Here is a 17638-nt window from a genome sequence, read left to right as displayed (position 1 = left end):
GCGGGAATTCAGTCGATCTGGCGGCGATGTGCCCAACGCGTCAACGCATTGCGATTGGACTGCTGAGTCTTTCGCAGGACGTTCGATGCGTGAGTCTCGACCGTCTTCACGGAAATCACCAGGTCCTCGGCGATTTCACGGTAAGTGTACCCACGTGCCAGCAATCTGAGCACTTCGAGTTCTCGCGGAGTCAGCGAGTCGAGTTCCGGATCGAGTTGCGGCTCGGGTGCGTTGGAACGCCCGGTGAAGGAGTCCAGTACGAAGCCTGCCAGGCGAGGCCCGAACACTGCGTCACCACCGGCAACGCGTCGTACACCCTCGGCCAGTTCGGATCCCGAGATCGTCTTGGTCACGTACCCGCGCGCACCGCCGCGGATCACCGCGATCACGTCCTCGGCCGCATCGGAAACGCTGAGCGCCAAGCACACCGGGCCGGAATCGATTCCGCGCAGAACTGCCACTCCACCACCGTCAGGCATGTGGACATCGAGCAGAACGACATGCGGTTTCGTCGAGTTGATACCCGCGATCGCCTCAGCGACGCCACCGGCTTCACCGACTACGTCCATGTCTGCCTCGCGCGAGAGTTCCGCCCTCACCCCGGAGCGGAACACTGCATGATCGTCGACAAGAAATACGCGGTACGGGGGCGGCGCAAGCGAAGTCACTGGGGCTGTTCCTCGGGGTTGTCGACACGGTCAGCAGTCTGGTCCCACTTTAGAGCAGAGTCACCGAGCGGCATGTGCACGCGGATCTCGGTGCCCTTTCCGATGTCGGATCGAACCACGACGCGGCCACCCCGTCGCTCGATGCGACCACGAATCGACTTGGCCAAACCCTGACGGTCCTCCGGCACCGCATTGACGTCGAATCCGACTCCGCGATCACGAACGAACACACTGACCTGGTCGCCCTCGACCTCGGCGAAAAGATTGATTTCCTTCTCCCCCGAGTGCTTTGCCGAGTTCACGAGAGCTTCACGCGTCGCACCGAGGAGCGCGGTGAACGCTTCCTTGGGCAGACCGTTCTCGACGCCTTCGCCTTCGAGTTGTACGTCGCCGACCGTGACGGGGCGGACCGTGACGCCATGCTGGTCCTCCACTTCACCGGCGATGATCTTCAGACCTTCGGTCAGGCTCGTGTGGTCGATATCCCCGCCGCTGAACAACCACTTGCGCAGCTCACGTTCCTGACCACGGGCCAGGCGCGCCACCTCTTGCGGATTGTCGGACTGCTTCTGAATCAGCGCCAACGTCTGAAGTACGGAGTCGTGCAGATGCGAGGCGATCTCTTCACGTTCGTCGTTGCGAATTCGGGCCGCACGCTCGGCGCCGAGAGCCCTCCACATCCGCAGCCACAGCGGCACCGTCAACAAACCGACACCGATCAGCGTCACCACCACGGCCAGCAGGGACGAGCGCAGTGCTTCGAGGTCGACCTGAGCGAGGACGACGACGCCGAGACCCAAGATGATCAAGGTCGCTCCCCCGACCACCCGCGCCCACGTGAGAACGGTAGGCCGCTGCGGCAAGCCGATGACGGTCCGGGGACCGTCGGAGTCGAACTCGCGCCACACCAAAGCGGCACCGATCGCGACGACGAAGAACGGTGCGAGCACCGAACCCGCCGTGCCGCTGAACAGCCAGGACAACGCGGCTGCGCCGCCCAATCCGAGTGCGATCAAGCCGTACGCCCGCTGCCGCTCGGCCGCGGACGGCTTCTGGGTGTCCGTGCCGGCTGAGGTGAAGATCCAGAGGGCGCCGTAAATCACGATGCCGGATCCGGCCATCGCCGCCAGAATCGCGAAGGCGACTCGAACCTTCAGGACGTCGATCCCGAGATGATCGGCGATACCGCCTGCAACACCGGCGACGATGCGACCGCCGGAGCGCCGCTCCAGCTTTCGCAATGGAACACCGCCCGGAATGGGCACACCCTTCTTCATGGGTACGGCATGCACCGGTACCCCGTTGACGGGCGGGCCTCCCGTGAACCCGGGAGCGGGACCGCTCACGAACGGCGGATCTGACAGATATTGCACATAGTCGATACTGGCACGAACCACTCGCAGTCACATCAGGGTCCAACCCTGAATCAGGGCGGCGCCCCTGGCCCCGATCGTCACAAAGATCAGGGTTGGCCCTGATGCGCGGAGGCCGCCCCGGAAGCCAGGATTGATTCATGAACAATCCGACTTTCCAAGAACAGATCCAGGATCTGTGGCGGACCCGCCCCGTGCGTCTGCCGGCACAAGGTCACGTGGCCGGGGTATGCGCCGGAATCGGATACCGGTACGGCATCGACCCCATTCTGGTACGTGTCGCGTTTGTGGCCTCCACTATTTTCGGCGGCTCAGGCATCCTTCTCTACCTCGCCGGGTGGTTGGTGCTCGCCCGCGCCGGTGACGGATCGTCCCCCGCACAGTCGTTGATGGGCCGCGGACACAGCTCCGATTCCAGTACCAAGACCATCGTCTTGCTGGTGGCTCTCGCCATCGCGGCTACGACCGTCGGGCCTGTCGGCGTCGGCCTGGGTGGTTCCGGTCTGATCGGGCTGATTCTGATGGTCGGAGGCCTGTGGCTGCTCTACCAACGAGCGCCGGTCCCGCCTGCACTGCCACAGAGCACGTCACCGTACGTCGGCGCGGGTACCGCGTATCCAGGCACGGGATTCACGCCCGGGCCGTTCACTCCCGGATACTTCGCACCCAATCAGCCGCCCGTGTACACGCCGTACACAAAACTCCCCGACAGCTACGTGCCCGAGGAACCGCCGGCCGAACAGTCACCGCAATCTCAGGCCGATCATCCGACGATCAACCTGTCGAAGGACCCGAGCGCTTCAGCCGCCGCCAATCCGACCGAGGTGATCGGCGAGGGCGCCATCACACCGCCCTCCTGGGATCCGCTCGGCGTCGCTCCGTTCGCCTGGGATCTCCCGGACCCGGCAGTCAAAGCCACGCCGCTGCTGCCTTTGCCACCACGTAAGCGTCGCTCGCGATGGACGCTGACAGTGCTCGGACTCGCGATCATCGTCGCCGCCGTCACCGGGGCAGCGGGCGCGGCAACCGGCAACGAGTGGTTCACTCCGGGCCGAGTCGGTGCTGTCGGACTCGCCGTCATCGCGCTCGGCCTGATCCTCGGGGCATTCTTCCGCAAGGGGTACGGCCTGCTGGTCGTCACCGGACCGCTCGTGGGTTTCGTGCTTCTCGCCTCGTTGGTCTACCCGATCGATTTCGACGCCTCGGGTGAGCAAAGATGGACTCCGGCAACCGCTTCCGAGTTGGATCCGTCGTACTCGGGAGCCTTCGGAAGTTTCACTCTCGACCTCAACGGGGTCGACTTCACCGAGGACAAGACCATCGACGTCGCGGCGTCGTTCGGCGAGTTCGTCGTCATGGTGCCACCAACCGTCAACGTCAAGAACAGCTGCACCGTCGTCATGGGTGACGGATCCGGTTGCCTCGACGGCGGAGTACACCGGGGCCGCGAGGCGACACCGGATTCGCCCACACTGACCATCAACGCCAAAGCAACGTTCGGCAGTCTGAAGGTGACGCAATCATGAGCGAATACGACGAGACCACAGAGCACGACGAGACCCGAGAATCCAAGCGCCCCTCGGCACTTCTGCTGATCGCCGGACTGGCCGCACTTCTGGTCAGTGTGTGGGCGTTGGTCGGGCCATTCTCCCTGGCGCCGGCAGCGAACATTCAATTCCGTTGGCTGTTCGTCGGTGCCGCCGTCGTGGCAGGACTACTGCTGGTGATTCTGCCGAATCGGCGCAACCGGAAGTAAAACTGCTGTGCGCCTTTATTAACCGCGGGGGGTTAATAAAGGCGCACAGTTGTTTTTACTCCCACTCGATAGTTCCCGGCGGCTTGCTCGTCACGTCGAGGACTACGCGGTTCACGTCCGCAACCTCGTTGGTGATTCGAGTCGAGATGCGCTCGAGGGTCTCGTACGGCAGACGCGTCCAGTCCGCGGTCATCGCGTCTTCACTCGAGACCGGACGCAGCACGATCGGATGACCGTACGTCCGGCCGTCACCCTGCACGCCCACGCTTCGGACGTCGGCGAGGAGAACGACCGGGCACTGCCAGATGGTTCCGTCCAAGCCTGCAGACGTAAGCTCTTCGCGCGCAATGGAATCTGCCTGACGCAGGATCTCGAGGCGATCGCGGGTGACCTCACCGATGATGCGGATACCGAGTCCGGGACCGGGGAACGGCTGGCGTCCGACGATCTCTTCGGGCAGGCCGAGTTCGCGGCCCACTGCACGGACCTCGTCCTTGAACAGCAGACGCAACGGTTCGACCAACTTGAACTGCAGGTCTTCCGGCAGCCCGCCGACATTGTGGTGGCTCTTGATGTTTGCGGTTCCCGTGCCGCCGCCCGACTCCACGACGTCCGGGTAGAGCGTGCCCTGGACGAGGAAGTCGACGGTCGCACCATGAGATGCGTTCTCGCCCAGAACATCACTGACTGCGCCTTCGAAGCTGCGGATGAACTCGCGCCCGATGATCTTGCGCTTGGTCTCGGGATCGGTGACGCCTGCCAGCTCACCGATGAAGGTGTCCGCGGCATCCACGGTGATCAGACGAGCGCCGGTTGCCGCGACAAAATCCTGCTCGACCTGCGTGCGCTCACCGGCTCGCATCAAACCGTGATCGACGAAGACGCATGTCAACCGGTCGCCGATTGCGCGCTGAACCAAAGCCGCAGCAACAGCGGAGTCGACGCCTCCGGACAGACCGCAGATGGCGTGTCCGTCTCCGACCTGCTCGCGAACTTGCTCGATCAGCGCATCGGCGATGTTCGACGCCGTCCACGCTGCCGGAATACCGGCAATCTCGTGCAGGAAGCGGCTCAGGACCTGCTGACCGTGCGGGGAATGCAGAACCTCCGGGTGGTACTGCACACCGGCGAGCTTGCGGGCGCGGTCCTCGAACGCCGCGACGGGAGCACCGTCGCTGGTCGCGGTCACCTCGAAGCCGGAAGGCGCTTCGGTGACGGCGTCACCGTGGCTCATCCATACCGGCTGCGTCGAGGGAAGACCGTCGTGGAGCAATCCGCCGGATACCGCGATGTCGGTACGGCCGTATTCGCGGGTACCGGTCTCGGCGACGGTGCCGCCCAGGGCGCCTGCCATTGCCTGGAATCCGTAGCAGATTCCGAAAACCGGAATGTCGTGATCGAACAGTGCGGGATCAAGCTTGGGAGCACCGTCTGCGTAGACACTCGAGGGCCCACCCGAGAGCACAACAGCCAAGGGGTTCTTGGCCACGATCTCCTCGACGGTCGTGGTGTGCGGAATCACCTCCGAGTAGACCTTGGCTTCGCGAACTCGCCGTGCGATCAACTGCGCGTACTGCGCCCCGAAGTCGACGACAAGAACTGGTCTCTGCTGCTCGATATCTGCCACAGGTGCAGTCTAATCGCCGCAGCCAGCGCTTCTGCGCATGCATGGACTCAGCCCGCTACTCGGCCGAGCGAGCGCGAGGTACGTCACTACAAAGGCCGCCCCTCAGAACTGCGCGGTGACCTCGCGCGGATCTAGACCACCGTCCAGGTCAACGGCGCCCCAATCACCCGCACCTTAGCTTCGGCAATCAATTCGGCAGCATCATCGCAGGCCAGAGCCCGAAATGGACGAAGGGTGAATTTTCTGGACGTTTGACCGATTCGCCTCGACCAAACGTCCAGTAAAGGTAATCTCGCCCGTCAAGTGATCAGGATCACGATCGCAAACGGCCGGCGCCGCCGAACGGCGCTCACCTCGAGGAGGACCTGTGCGTCGATTCATACGACGACTCGCCATACCTGTCGCGGCTGTGACGGCTGCCGCCGGACTTCTAGTCCTCGGCACGCCGGCCACTGCTGACGAAGCCCCGCCGACCACTTTCACCGGCACGACCGACAACCTGATCTTCACGAAGAGTGTCATCGGGAACGCGGCAGTTCACCCAGGCGACACCGTCACGTACAAGACCGAGATCAAGCACAACGAAAGCGGCATCGAACGGTCGATCGCAAAGATCCGTGACATCCCGCCCGCAGGATTCGTCCTCGTGCCGGGCAGCGCCAAGGCCACCTACCTGGGTGTGACCAACCGGGCCACGATCAGCAACGAATCAGACGGCGGAGTCTCCGCGAAGTGCTCGAGCGGCTGCACCTTCCTGGTCGGTGGATTCGTCGTCAAGAAGAACCAACCCGTCACACTGGAAGCGACCTACACGGTCCCCGTCGGCACAGCATTCGGGACGTACGACAGCGGCATGCTCTTCGACGTCAACGCCTTCAGCACACAGCAGGGCCTCAACCCGATCAACGTCAACGTCCAGGTAGTCGACCCGTCTGTCGCCACCGGAACCACACTGGTTGCACCGGCAACGGCGAAGGTCGGCACGCCGGTCGACCTGACCGCGACAGTTGCGCCGTCCGACGCGAGCGGCACCGTCCAGTTCAAGGACGGCGGCAACGACATCGGCTCACCGGTCCCGGTTTCGGGCGGTAGCGCCACCCTCTCCCACACTTTCGACAGCGTCGGCGCCCACGACATCACCGCCGCGTACAACGCCGGTCCGGGATTCCACAGCTCGACCTCCGGAGTCCAGACCGTCGACGTCTCCGCGGACACCACCACCACGATCTCGGCCCCGAACGCCGCGCTGGTAGGTGACAGCATCACCGTGAGCGCTGTCGTCACACCGGCAAACGCCGTGGGCACGGTGCAGTTCAAAGACGGCGAGACCAACCTCGGCGCACCGGTGGCTGTGGTCAACGGAACGGCTTCCCTGACCCGCAGCTACGACGCTTCGGGTACCCACAGCTTCACCGCAGTGTTCACCGGCGAGGCCGGTTACGGCGATTCCGTCTCCACCGCAACCCAACTCGACGTCAGCGATCCCGACTGGGGAACCACGACCACAGTTGTCGAACCACTCACCGCTGTTGTCGGTGAACCGACCAACCTCTCGGCCACCGTCTCCCCCATCCCGAGCAGCGGAACCGTGACGTTCAAGGTCGACGGCGCCGAGGTCGGTACCGCACCGGTCGGCACGGGTGACGGCGTCGCGATCCTCCCGCACACCTTCGCATCAGCGGGCGCTGCAGCCGTGACGGCAGAGTTCTCCGGCGGAACCGGATTCATCGGCTCCACGTCCACGTCGTTCACGGTGAACGTGACCGATCCCGAACCCGCGCGCGCCGACACCACGACGTCTCTGACCGTCAGCGGCTCGGCTCAGGTCGGAAAGGCATTGCAGCTCAAGGCCACCGTCGCACCCGGAACAGCAAACGGAATGATCCAGTTCAAGTCCGGCACGACGCCCATCGGCGCACCCGTTGCCGTCGTCAACGGCGTCGCGACACTCACGCACACCTTCGACGACGAGGGAACGTTCGGCCTCACTGCCAACTTCGTCGGCGACGCCGGTTGGAAGAACTCCGTCTCCGGCCCGACCGTCGTGCAGGTCGGCACCGCACCGACCGACGGCGGCGGCACCGGAAGCGTGGACACCGGTTCGCTCAGCGGCCTCATCCCGCTCTTCGGAAGCTAGTCCCCCACATCAGCTTTGGACACCACTCCCGTACCCAGCTCAGGAGAATCCATGTTCGTGTACTCCAGACGTCGCATCGCGGCGCCGATCGCCGCCACGGCACTCGCCAGTGGCGTCATCCTCGCGGGAATCCCCGCATCAGCGGCCCCCGTGACAACAACCTTCGGCACGAGTTGCCTGGCAACCCCGTCCGCTGTCGCCGGTCCGACCACGCAGTCACAGTCCGGCTCGGTCATCGTCGACGCACCGGAATCCATCGGCGCCGGTGAAACCTTCGAAGTCACCATCCAACCCGGCCCGATCGCCTTTCCCGGCTCCGCTTCGGGGGCGACCGTCCAGAACGTCTCCCGCATCAAGGTCGACGTCGACGTTCCTGCGAACGCCACCCTGGTGGAAGCCACCATCGTCCCCGGCACTTCGGCGGGGCTCAGCGGTGTAGCGCCGAACATCCTGCGCGTCAACGAGAACGGCAACGTCGATCCCAACGGAACGATTCTGCGCCTCTCCGGAAACAACCAGGTCATCGGAAACAGCCCCAGCTCGAGCATCAACTCCGAGGGCGGCATCGTCGTCAAGGCGACCGGCAAGAACGTCGATGGTTCCAACAATGCCGACGGCTACACGCAGTTCCAGCTCCCCCAGGTCAAGGCAGTTCTCAAGGCCGGCGATTCAGGGGACGTCGCGATGAAGGTACGCACCGGCGGCAGCGCGGGAGCGTGGAACAACGATCGCAACTTCCTCACGTTCCTCCCCAAGGCCACCCTGGTCATCACCGCCTGGGCACCCACGCGATGCACCCCGCGTGACGCCGAGAACGGTCCGCTCAACAGCGGCGCAGGCCCCCTCGCCACGACGCGGATCATCGAGGCGGACAAGGCAACCACCACCACAGTCGTCGGACCGGCCAACGCCAAGAACGGAACTCCCGTCACCCTGTCAGCCAACGTGAGCGGCGGCGCAAACGGTGGAACCGTCCAGTTCTTCGACGGCGACAACCCACTCGAGGACGCCGTGCCGGTAACCGGAGGGTCGGCCAGCATCTCCCCGACCTTCACCGAGGACGGACCGCACTCCATCACCGCGAGCTACAGCGGAGCCCCTGGGTTCCTGGCGTCGACGTCGGCGTCGGCCAAGATCGTGACCGTCACGACCGATGCACCGCCGGACGCCGTGACCACTACCGCCACGGTGTCGCCGTCGACCGCGAAGGTCGGACAGGACGTCAACCTGACTGCCAAGGTCGATCCGCAGGGTACCGGCGGCACCGTCGATTTCATCGTCGACGGCACCGAAACGGTCAGTGCTCCGGTCGGAACCGACGGAGTTGCCGTCGCTCCGTACACCTTCACCTCGACCGGAACGCACAAGGTTGTCGCGAAGTTCACGGGCTCACCAGGATTCGCCCCGTCCGCTGCCCCGGCATTCCCGGTCAGTGTGACGACGCCGGCTCCGGCTGACGTCGAGACGACCACGGTTCTCGACGCTGTCGGAACTGTTCAGAAGAACACCCCGGTGACGCTCAAGGCAACGGTCGATCCGTCCGGCGCCACGGGCAAGGTCCAGTTCAAGGTCGGTGACACCCTCATCGGTGGACCGGTCGACGTGGTCAACGGTGTCGCAACGGTACCGGCGACGTTCTACAACTCCGGGACCTACAGTGTCACCGCCGAATTCGTGGGCGCTTCGGGCTACACGGCCTCCGCATCCGCGCCGCAGACCCTGACCGTCCCCGGCGATACGGACGGCGGGCCCGGAGGCGGGACCGGCAGCCTCGACCTCGGCACTCTGTTCGGGTCGCTAGGAGGCTGACACTCTGAAACAGAGATGGGGCGTGTCGTCGAATCCTCGACGACACGCCCCATCTTCGTTCGCGGCGAACTATCCGGCTGCCGGCTCCGCCGGAACAGCGGTAGCTGTCTTGCCGCCGGTGATCTTCACGATCGGCAGGACCAGCGCGGCCGGGGCCGACGCCGGCACCACAGGCGACTTGGGTGCAATCGGAGCCAAACGCTCGTAGCCGCTGCCCTGGGCGGGACGCAGGTCGGTCTCCCCCTTGTTCGGCCACAGCGAGGCCGAACGCTCGGCCTGAGCGGCAATGGTCAGCGACGGATTCACGCCGAGGTTGGCCGAGACCGCTGCGCCGTCGACGACGCTGAGCGTCGGGTAGCCGTACACGCGGTGGTACGGATCGATGACGCCGTGATCGGAATCCGACGCGATAGCGCAACCGCCGAGGAAGTGCGCCGTCAGTGGAACGTTGAAGATCTCGCCCCACGTGCCGCCCGCGACGCCGTCGATCTTCTCGGCAACTCGACGCGTCGCCTCGTTGCCCTCCGGGATCCACGTCGGGTTCGGCTGACCGTGGCCCTGCTTGCTGGTGACCTTGCGTCGACCGAACAGGCCCTTCTTCGTGTACGTGGTGATGGAGTTGTCGAGGTTCTGCATGACCAACGCGATGATCGTGCGCTCACTCCAGTCCTTGACCGTCAACATGCGCAACATCTGGTACGGATTCTTCGCAACCACACCGAGGAACTTGATCCATCGGGGCGTCTTGCCGCCGCCGTCCGTCATCAAGGTCTGCAACAGGCCCATCGCGTTCGATCCCTTGCCGTAGCGGACCGGCTCGATGTGGGTGTCGCTGCTCGGGTGGAACGACGACGTGATCGCCACTCCGCGGGTCAGATCGAGTGCGGGATCGACCTTGTACTTGCCTGCACCGACAATGGATTCGGAGTTCGTTCGAGTCAGCTCGCCGAGCTTGTCGGAGAGCTTGGGCAGCGCTCCGGTGTCCTTCATGTCGAACAGCAGATGCTGAGTGCCCCACGTTCCGGCCGCGAGAATGACGTTCGCAGCCGTGTAGGTGCGGCGGTTCTTTCGTCCGAATGCACCGGTTCGCTCGGTGAACACGTCCCACGAACCGTCGCGAGCCTCACGAAGCCCGGACACGGTGGTCATCGGAATGATCTCGGCGCCGGCTGTCTCGGCAAGGCCCAGATAGTTCTTGAGGAGCGTGTTCTTCGCTCCGTGACGGCAGCCCGTCATGCACTCGCCACACTCGATGCAACCGGTGCGCTCGGGTCCGACGCCGCCGAAGTACGGGTCCTTCGCCTTCTTGCCCGGCTCACCGAAGTAGACGCCGACGGGCGTCTGGATGAACGTGTCGCCGACACCCATGTCATCTGCGACGGACTTCATGATCTCGTCGGCGGGCGTCATGTGCGGATTCTGCACGACGCCGAGCATCTTCTGAGCCTGCTCGTAGTACGGGGTGAGCTCGCTTCGCCAGTCGGTGATGTGCGCCCACTGCTTGTCCTGGAAGAACGGCTCCGGCGGCTGGTACAGCGTGTTGGCGTAGTTCAACGACCCGCCGCCGACGCCTGCGCCCGCGAGAATGAGGCAGTCGCGCAACAGGTGCACGCGCTGAATGCCGAAGCACCCCAGCTTCGGAGCCCAGAGGAACTTCTTGAGATCCCAACTGGTCTTCGCGAAATCTTCGTCGGCATACCGTCGGCCGGCTTCGATGACGCCGACCTTGTAGCCCTTCTCCACGAGACGAAGCGCGCTCACGCTTCCGCCGAACCCGGATCCGACGATCAGTACGTCGTAGTCCGTTGCCCGTTGCTTGCCCATCAGGACACCTCCACCGTGAACCGTAGTTACCCGCCAGTATGCACCTATCCCTTGTGACTACCACCACAAGGGGCCCCATAAGCGTAACCGCAAGTATCAGGAACGGAAGAAAGTCCTGCACAACGAACTGTGGCCCCGGTTCACGAAGAACCGGGGCCACAGAAAGGTACAAACTACGCGCGGACTGTCAGCCCGACCTTCTGGAACTCCTTGAGATCGGAGTATCCGGCCTTCGCCATCGACCGACGGAGACCACCGACGAAGTTCAGCGAACCGTACGGATCGTCCGAAGGGCCGCTCAGAACCTGGTCCAGACTCGGACGCTCACCATAGGAAACCGGAAGAAGTGCTCCACGCGGAACCGAAGGATGAGCCGCAGCGGACGGCCAGTACCAGCCACCACCCGGCGCCTCGGCGGACACGGCCAGCGGCGTGCCCAGAACGGCAGCGTCGGCACCGCAGGCGATGGCCTTCGCCAGATCACCCGAAGTTGCGATGTCACCGTCGGCGATGACGTGGACGTAGCGTCCACCCGTCTCGTCGAGGTAGTCGCGCCTGGCTGCTGCAGCATCGGCAATGGCCGTGGCCATCGGAACACCGATGCCCAGGACCTCACCGGTGGTGGTTGCACCCTCGGTAGACCCGTACCCGACGATGACACCGGCAGCGCCGGTACGCATCAGGTGCAGCGCGGTGCGGTGGTCACTGACCCCACCCGCGACAACCGGAACGTCGAGTTCCGAGATGAACGTCTTGAGGTTGAGCGGTTCCTGCTCGGTGTGCACGACGTGCTCGGCCGAGATGATCGTGCCGTGGACGACCAGGAGGTCGATTCCCGCCTTGATCAGCTCCGGCGTCAGTGCGCGCGCATTCTGCGGGCTGACGCGAACGGCAGTGGTGACCCCCGAATCACGGACCTGCGCCACCGCAGCTGCCAGAAGACCGGCCTGCAGCGGAGCCGCATGCAGCTCCTGCAGGTAGCGGATGGCCGCGTCGACGCCACCGTCCTTCTCGGCGATCTCGACGAGACGCCGGAGCTTCTCCTCGACATCGGGGTGACGGCCCCACAGGCCTTCACCGTTGATGACACCGAGGCCGCCGCGCTTACCCAACTCGATCGCGAAAGTCGGCGAGACCAACGCGTCGGTGGGATGTGCGAGGACAGGAATGTCGAACCTGTAAGCGTCGAGCTGCCAAGCAGTCGACACCTCCTTCGACGAACGAGTTCGCCGGGAGGGAACGATGTTCACATCGTCCAACTCGTAGGTACGTCGGGCCGTTCGACCCATGCCGATCTCAACGAGGTCGCGCACGCGCGCCCCTTTCTCGTGTACTGGTTGCTAACGAGCGGTGTAGTTGGGTGCTTCGACAGTCATCGTGATGTCGTGCGGATGGCTTTCCTTCAAACCGGCCGCCGTGATCTGGACGAACTGAGCGTTCTGCAGGTGCTCGATCGTCGCCGACCCCGTGTATCCCATGGCAGCGCGCAGACCACCGGTGAGCTGGTGCGTCACCTGCGAGAGCGGGCCACGGAACGGAACACGTCCTTCGATGCCTTCCGGAACCAACTTGTCCTCGGAAAGTACGTCGTCCTGGAAGTACCGGTCCTTGGAGTACGACTTGGCCTCGCCACGCGACTGCATCGCGCCGAGCGAACCCATTCCGCGGTAGCTCTTGAACTGCTTGCCGCCGACCAGAATCAGTTCGCCGGGCGATTCAGCGGTACCGGCCAGGAGTGAACCCAGCATGGCCGTCGACGCACCTGCGGCAAGAGCCTTCGCGATGTCACCGGAGAACTGGAGTCCACCGTCGGCGATGACGGGCACACCGAGAGGCTTGCACGCGGCAACCGCTTCCAGGATGGCCGTGACCTGAGGGGCACCGACACCGGCGATGACGCGGGTGGTGCAGATGGAACCAGGGCCGACTCCGACCTTGACGGCATCGACGCCGGCTTCGACCAGTGCCAGAGCACCCGCGCGCGTAGCGACGTTGCCACCGATGATCTGAACCCGCTCGCCCAGTTCACGCTTGAGCTTGGCGATCATGTCGAGAACGTTGGACGAATGCCCGTGCGCACTGTCCACCACGAGTACGTCCACACCGGCATCGGTGAGCGCCATCGCGCGCTGGAAGGCGTCATCGCCGGCACCGACTGCAGCGCCGACGAGCAGTCGACCGTCACGGTCCTTGGTGGCGTCGGGATGCTGCTCGGTCTTGACGAAGTCCTTGACCGTGATCAGACCGGTGAGCTTGCCGTTGCCGTCGACGATCGGCAGCTTCTCGATCTTGTGCCGACGAAGAAGACCCAGTGCCACGTCAGCGGTGACGCCTTCCTGAGCGGTGATCAGGGGCATCTTGGTCATGATCTCCGCGACCGGGCGGTTCTGGTCGACCTCGAAACGCATGTCCCGGTTGGTGACGATGCCAACCAGCTGGCCGGCGTCGTCGGTGACAGGCAGACCCGAGATGCGGAAACGAGCGCACTTCGCATCGACCTCACCCATCGTGTCGGTCGGCTTACACGTGACGGGATCGGTCACCATGCCGGCCTCGGAACGCTTGACCGTCTCGACCTGTCCTGCCTGGACCTCAACCGACGAGTTGCGGTGCAGAACACCCATGCCGCCGGCGCGTGCCATCGCAATTGCCATGCGCGACTCGGTGACGGTGTCCATCGCAGAACTGACCAACGGAATCCGCAGACGGATGTCGCGGGTCAGTTGACTGGACGTGTCGACCTGGCTCGGGATGACGTCGGACGCAGCAGGCAACAGCAGCACGTCGTCGTATGTCAGTCCCAGCATCGCGACCTTGTTGGGGTCGTCTCCTCCGGTGTGTACATGTCCTGCAGAACTACTCATGCGGTCAGGACCCTCCATGGACCTAGATTCGCCCAGGGCGACCGCTGTAGCAGCCGCCTCGAAACGGATTACGAAAGCTGGATATCGGATAGAAGGCGCCTGCACGGAAAGAAATTCCTGGCACCTTTTCCCGGCGTTGCACACCATGGTATCGGCTCACTCAAAGGTCCGAACCATCCCACCCACGCTGCGTGTACGCGTAACAAGTGGCGCTGACCCCCCTGACCTGCGTACCGTGGTGCTGTGCGTGATCAACTGCCCCCCGGTCTGCCGCCAGATCCCTTCGCCGGCGACCCAGCTGACCCCTCCGCGGCTCTCGATGCCATCGAGCCGGGCCAACCACTCGACCCCCACGAACGCCAAGCGGTCGAGGAGGATCTCGCTGACCTCGCTGTTTACGAGGCACTCCTCGCTCACCGCGGTATCCGCGGTCTCGTAGTCTGCTGCGAGGACTGCCAACAGGATCACTACCACGACTGGGACATGCTGCGCGCAAACCTGCTGCAGCTGCTCGTGGACGGAACCGTCCGCCCTCACGAGCCTGCCTACGACCCGATGCCTGAGGCATATGTCACGTGGGACTACTGCCGTGGATACGCCGACGCGTCGATGAACGAGGCGATGCACGGCGACGGTTTCGACAGCTGAGCGAAACCTCACCCAAGCTCATACGAAAGTGGCCGACAAGCAATTGCTTGTCGGCCACTTTCGTATGAATTCAGATCGGAACGATGCGATCAGGGCGGGGGTGACGAAGAATCACCCGACGGAGACGAGGCCGGCGCCAGAGGCGTCGTTGTCGTGGTTGTCGTCGTTGTTGTCGTGGTCGTTGCCGTGGGCGACGATGACGGTGTCGACGACGCCGCGCTTGGACCAGGCGCCTGCATGATTCCAGGATTGGGCGTTGTCGTCGTGGTCACACCCCCAGGCAGCTGAGGGTTCGCCGGATTGACGGAGATCCCCGGAATCGCCGTGGGAGAGGTGGCAATCGAGGACTGCTGGTCGGTCGTCGACGGCGGCACTGCGGGTGACGTGGTCTCCTGGACCTGCGTCATCAACTTGCCCCAACGCTCGACGAGGTCGGTCTTGTCCTGCGAGTCCTTGACCGCATCGGCACGGTGAGCTGCGTTGTCCAGCACCATCTTTGCCGCAGGAATGTCTCCGGCAGCCAACAGCCGCTCGGCCTTTTCCAGCTCGGAAGTCGTGTCGATCTTCGCAACTGTCGAGTTGGCCTCGTCGGCGAAGACGACCTGCTTGACACCCCACAGGGCATCGCCGGGCTGGGCGTCGTACGCCATCGCCGTCGCGCCACCGAAGACCACTGCTGCAACAGCTGCAGCGGCGGCGATCGGACGAACCACACGCAATCGAGAACGGGAACGTGAACGCTGACGATCGGAGAAGCCGGACGGCGTCGCTGTGATTGCAGCGATGACATCGTCCAACAACGGACCCTCGGGCATCGGAGTCGCAACGACATCGTCACGCCATTGCGAGAGGATCAACGCAAGTTCGTACTGTTCGGTGCTATCGGTTGCTACCGGCCCACCATTCGAAATGGATTCGATCAGCGCATCGTCACGCCGAACCGCAGCCAAATCCACTGGCGTACCGTCGTCGGCGAGATCACCGAGATTCGAAGCGTCATGCCCCTCGTCTCTAGCCAAAGCTCTCACCTGCTTTCGTCACTTCTTTTTTCAGTTTCGCGATCGCTCTGTGCTGAGCGACTCGTACAGCTCCGGCGGTACTACCGACGGCGACGGCCGTTTCCTCGGCCGACATCCCGACCACCAGGCGAAGTATCAAGATTTCTCGATGCTTCTCCGGAAGTGTGCCGAGAAGTTCGTGCATCTGTCTGCTGGACTCCGAATCGAGAGCTCGCTGTTCGGGACCATCATCCAGTGCTATTACATCCGGTACTTCGGAAACGGGCTCCGACTTGTTACGGGCGGAGCTTCGATGTGCGTCCGCAACCTTGTGCGCGGCAATTCCGTACACAAAGGCCATGAACGGGCGTCCCTGGTCCTGATAACGCGGCAGCGCGGTCATCACGGCCAGACAGACTTCCTGTGCGACGTCGTCAGCGGACAGGTGTCCTCTCTCGGCCGCACCCACTCGACCGCGGCAGTAGCGCACCACCATCGGTCGGATGTTCTCCAGAACCAAAGCTAGAGCTGTACGGTCGCCCTGCGCAGCAGCGGCGACCGCGGTGTCCAACTCATCGCTCGTATTTGTCATCGTCAGCGAAAATCCTGGCGTTACAGTGGCACCTCCCGAGCGGGTGTGCTCCCGCTCTCAGCGGAACCCTCTAAGAGTAACCATCCGGACCGACTGGTCTCCGCATACCTGCCCAGCAGTCGCGATATCGATACAGCTCCTTCTGGAATGTTCTCCGGAGACTTCGGTGGAGTGGTTACGACAAAGGTAGGAGTGATCCACCACGCATCGCAATCAGATCGCCGATCTCCCGGGCACTCGGTGAGGTTCTCTCACCGCTGACACCTTCGATCAACAGAGACGACGCCCAGGCCAGGGGCAGCAGGCCGTATTGCCGGCACCGCGCGAACACATCTGCTGCCATCTTCACGGCTGCGCTCGCGTCTGTTCCGGTCAGCGCGGCGCTACGCAGCAGATCCGACTTCACGCGGTGCCGCACAGACTCTGATTCCGCTGACAATTCGACGGCGCGTTCTGCGTGTCTGCGGGCACGAGCGAAGTCGCCTCCCGCCAACGCCAATTCTGCGGAGACCCATTCGATCCGAATTTCCTGCCGCCACAGCCCGCCCTCGGCATCCAGACGCGCCCGACATTGCGCCAGCAGGCGCCAGCCGAGCGGGAGCCTGCCACAGCCGAGGGCGTCTGCGGCCAGACCGGTCAGAGCGTCACAGGCAGCCTCTGGATCACCTGGCAGGCCGCCGACGATCGCCAGTGCGCGCCCGTCCCACGTGGACGCGAGTGCATGGCGTCCGCTCTGGCGAAGAAACGACGCTCTCGTGCTGGCAGACAGAGAGGCAAGAACTCGATCCGAGTGCGTCGAGAACCCGGCCGTGAGCCGATCGAGGACATCCAATGCAGCCCGCGCTCTTGCGTAGTGGCCCTGACCACCCAGCACTACTGCCGTTGTCCACCAATCTCGGGTAGAGCAAGGCGCCGGGAGGCGGACGAGATCCGGATCCGCACCGAACGCGGCAGACTCGAGGGACCCTGGAAGTGCAGTTGTTTCGTTGGGCACAGGTGATTGAGGGCGCGCAGGTGTCGACACAGGTTGATCATCGCAGCAGCACGAGCAGACATTCGCACGACCGGCGTCACACCAACGATGCCAAAAGTCGCACGAAACACGAAAAGGCAAGTTTGTCGGAGTTAATCAGATATTCAACTGAGATTTGCCAAATGTACTCGTAATGATATTTAACGGGCATATATCCGTGACGTTAACTGCGCATTACTTATTGGACGGATGTCCTAGTTGAAACTTGGGCACTAAGTCCCGAAATGGAGTGCAACCCCGCCCACGCAATATCGGACAAATGACGCAAACCGAGCCGAATGACTGAGTGATTTCGCCGGGCGATCAGCC

The 17638-nt window shown here is 63.7% G+C and carries 14 protein-coding genes; 5 read left to right on the top strand and 9 right to left on the bottom strand.

Annotation, left to right across the window (positions count from 1 at the left end; translation table 11 throughout):
* Nucleotides 1–8: 8 nt before the first annotated feature.
* Both BH682_RS09650 and BH682_RS09645 read right to left on the bottom strand, forming a co-directional pair.
* Nucleotides 9–668, bottom strand: a complete 660-nt coding sequence (locus BH682_RS09650; RefSeq protein ID WP_003940972.1) for a response regulator — start codon at nt 666–668, stop codon at nt 9–11.
* Nucleotides 665–1945, bottom strand: a complete 1281-nt coding sequence (locus BH682_RS09645; RefSeq protein ID WP_037125680.1) for an ATP-binding protein — start codon at nt 1943–1945, stop codon at nt 665–667. The genes BH682_RS09650 and BH682_RS09645 overlap by 4 nt, the downstream gene beginning before the upstream one ends.
* Before the next feature lie 236 nt (nt 1946–2181).
* Here BH682_RS09645 and BH682_RS09640 point away from each other — a divergent pair, with 236 nt between their 5' ends.
* Both BH682_RS09640 and BH682_RS09635 read left to right on the top strand, forming a co-directional pair.
* Nucleotides 2182–3567 (top strand): PspC domain-containing protein, encoded by a 1386-nt coding sequence (locus BH682_RS09640; RefSeq protein ID WP_075832758.1) that lies wholly within the window; start codon nt 2182–2184, stop codon nt 3565–3567.
* Nucleotides 3564–3797: a hypothetical protein gene (locus BH682_RS09635; RefSeq protein WP_003940832.1), complete on the top strand. Its 234-nt coding sequence runs from the start codon at nt 3564–3566 to the stop codon at nt 3795–3797. Before BH682_RS09640 ends, BH682_RS09635 begins: the two co-directional genes overlap by 4 nt.
* Before the next feature lie 55 nt (nt 3798–3852).
* Here the strand turns inward: BH682_RS09635 and guaA are convergent, their stop codons facing one another.
* A complete protein-coding gene (guaA, locus tag BH682_RS09630) occupies nt 3853–5424 on the bottom strand; it encodes a glutamine-hydrolyzing GMP synthase (RefSeq protein WP_007727510.1) in 1572 nt (523 codons plus the stop codon).
* 367 nt (nt 5425–5791) lie between these two features.
* Here guaA and BH682_RS09625 point away from each other — a divergent pair, with 367 nt between their 5' ends.
* On the top strand, nt 5792–7561 hold the full coding sequence (locus tag BH682_RS09625; protein WP_003940887.1) for an Ig-like domain-containing protein: 1770 nt from the start codon (nt 5792–5794) through the stop codon (nt 7559–7561).
* Nucleotides 7562–7612: 51 nt separating this feature from the next.
* On the top strand, nt 7613–9370 hold the full coding sequence (locus tag BH682_RS09620) for an Ig-like domain-containing protein (RefSeq protein ID WP_003940813.1): 1758 nt from the start codon (nt 7613–7615) through the stop codon (nt 9368–9370).
* 69 nt (nt 9371–9439) lie between these two features.
* On the opposite strand, the gene BH682_RS09615 is transcribed toward BH682_RS09620, so the two are convergent.
* From BH682_RS09615 to guaB, 3 genes are all read right to left on the bottom strand, one after another.
* The gene (locus BH682_RS09615) at nt 9440–11194 is read right to left on the bottom strand and encodes a GMC oxidoreductase (protein ID WP_003940689.1); all 1755 of its coding nucleotides are present in this window, start codon (nt 11192–11194) and stop codon (nt 9440–9442) included.
* 173 nt (nt 11195–11367) lie between these two features.
* Nucleotides 11368–12507 carry a GuaB3 family IMP dehydrogenase-related protein gene (locus BH682_RS09610; RefSeq protein WP_003940976.1) on the bottom strand — a complete coding sequence of 380 codons (1140 nt, stop codon included), beginning with the start codon at nt 12505–12507 and terminating at the stop codon, nt 11368–11370.
* A 27-nt stretch (nt 12508–12534) separates the two neighbouring features.
* Nucleotides 12535–14058 (bottom strand): IMP dehydrogenase, encoded by a 1524-nt coding sequence (gene guaB, locus BH682_RS09605; RefSeq protein ID WP_003940903.1) that lies wholly within the window; start codon nt 14056–14058, stop codon nt 12535–12537.
* Nucleotides 14059–14301: 243 nt separating this feature from the next.
* Here guaB and BH682_RS09600 point away from each other — a divergent pair, with 243 nt between their 5' ends.
* Nucleotides 14302–14706, top strand: coding sequence for a DUF5319 domain-containing protein (locus BH682_RS09600; RefSeq protein WP_003940777.1), 405 nt, complete (start codon nt 14302–14304; stop codon nt 14704–14706).
* A gap of 89 nt (nt 14707–14795) precedes the next feature.
* On the opposite strand, the gene BH682_RS09595 is transcribed toward BH682_RS09600, so the two are convergent.
* The 3 genes from BH682_RS09595 to BH682_RS09585 all read right to left on the bottom strand — a co-directional run bounded on the left by BH682_RS09595 (nt 14796) and on the right by BH682_RS09585 (nt 17170).
* Entirely contained in the window at nt 14796–15734 is a 939-nt protein-coding gene (locus BH682_RS09595; RefSeq protein ID WP_228402069.1) for an anti-sigma-D factor RsdA, read from the bottom strand.
* Nucleotides 15718–16296 (bottom strand): sigma-70 family RNA polymerase sigma factor, encoded by a 579-nt coding sequence (locus tag BH682_RS09590; protein WP_003940953.1) that lies wholly within the window; start codon nt 16294–16296, stop codon nt 15718–15720. Before BH682_RS09590 ends, BH682_RS09595 begins: the two co-directional genes overlap by 17 nt.
* Nucleotides 16297–16471: 175 nt before the next feature.
* A complete protein-coding gene (locus tag BH682_RS09585; protein WP_003940892.1) occupies nt 16472–17170 on the bottom strand; it encodes a hypothetical protein in 699 nt (232 codons plus the stop codon).
* Nucleotides 17171–17638 lie beyond the last annotated feature (468 nt).

The sequence above is a fragment of the Rhodococcus sp. YL-1 genome, from assembly GCF_001942025.1.
Lineage (GTDB): Bacteria > Actinomycetota > Actinomycetes > Mycobacteriales > Mycobacteriaceae > Rhodococcus_F > Rhodococcus_F qingshengii.
The sequence above is the reverse complement of the archived record's forward strand: the minus strand, read 5'-3'. Positions and strand labels throughout refer to the sequence as shown.

Coding starts and splice junctions, on each gene's coding strand:
- BH682_RS09620 (WP_003940813.1), top strand. CDS start 7,613: ATGTTCGTGTACTCCAGACGTCGCATCGCGGCGCCGATCGCCGCCACG.
- guaB (WP_003940903.1), bottom strand. CDS start 14,058: ATGAGTAGTTCTGCAGGACATGTACACACCGGAGGAGACGACCCCAAC.
- BH682_RS09615 (WP_003940689.1), bottom strand. CDS start 11,194: ATGGGCAAGCAACGGGCAACGGACTACGACGTACTGATCGTCGGATCC.
- BH682_RS09590 (WP_003940953.1), bottom strand. CDS start 16,296: ATGACAAATACGAGCGATGAGTTGGACACCGCGGTCGCCGCTGCTGCG.
- BH682_RS09645 (WP_037125680.1), bottom strand. CDS start 1,945: ATGAAGAAGGGTGTGCCCATTCCGGGCGGTGTTCCATTGCGAAAGCTG.
- BH682_RS09635 (WP_003940832.1), top strand. CDS start 3,564: ATGAGCGAATACGACGAGACCACAGAGCACGACGAGACCCGAGAATCC.
- BH682_RS09640 (WP_075832758.1), top strand. CDS start 2,182: ATGAACAATCCGACTTTCCAAGAACAGATCCAGGATCTGTGGCGGACC.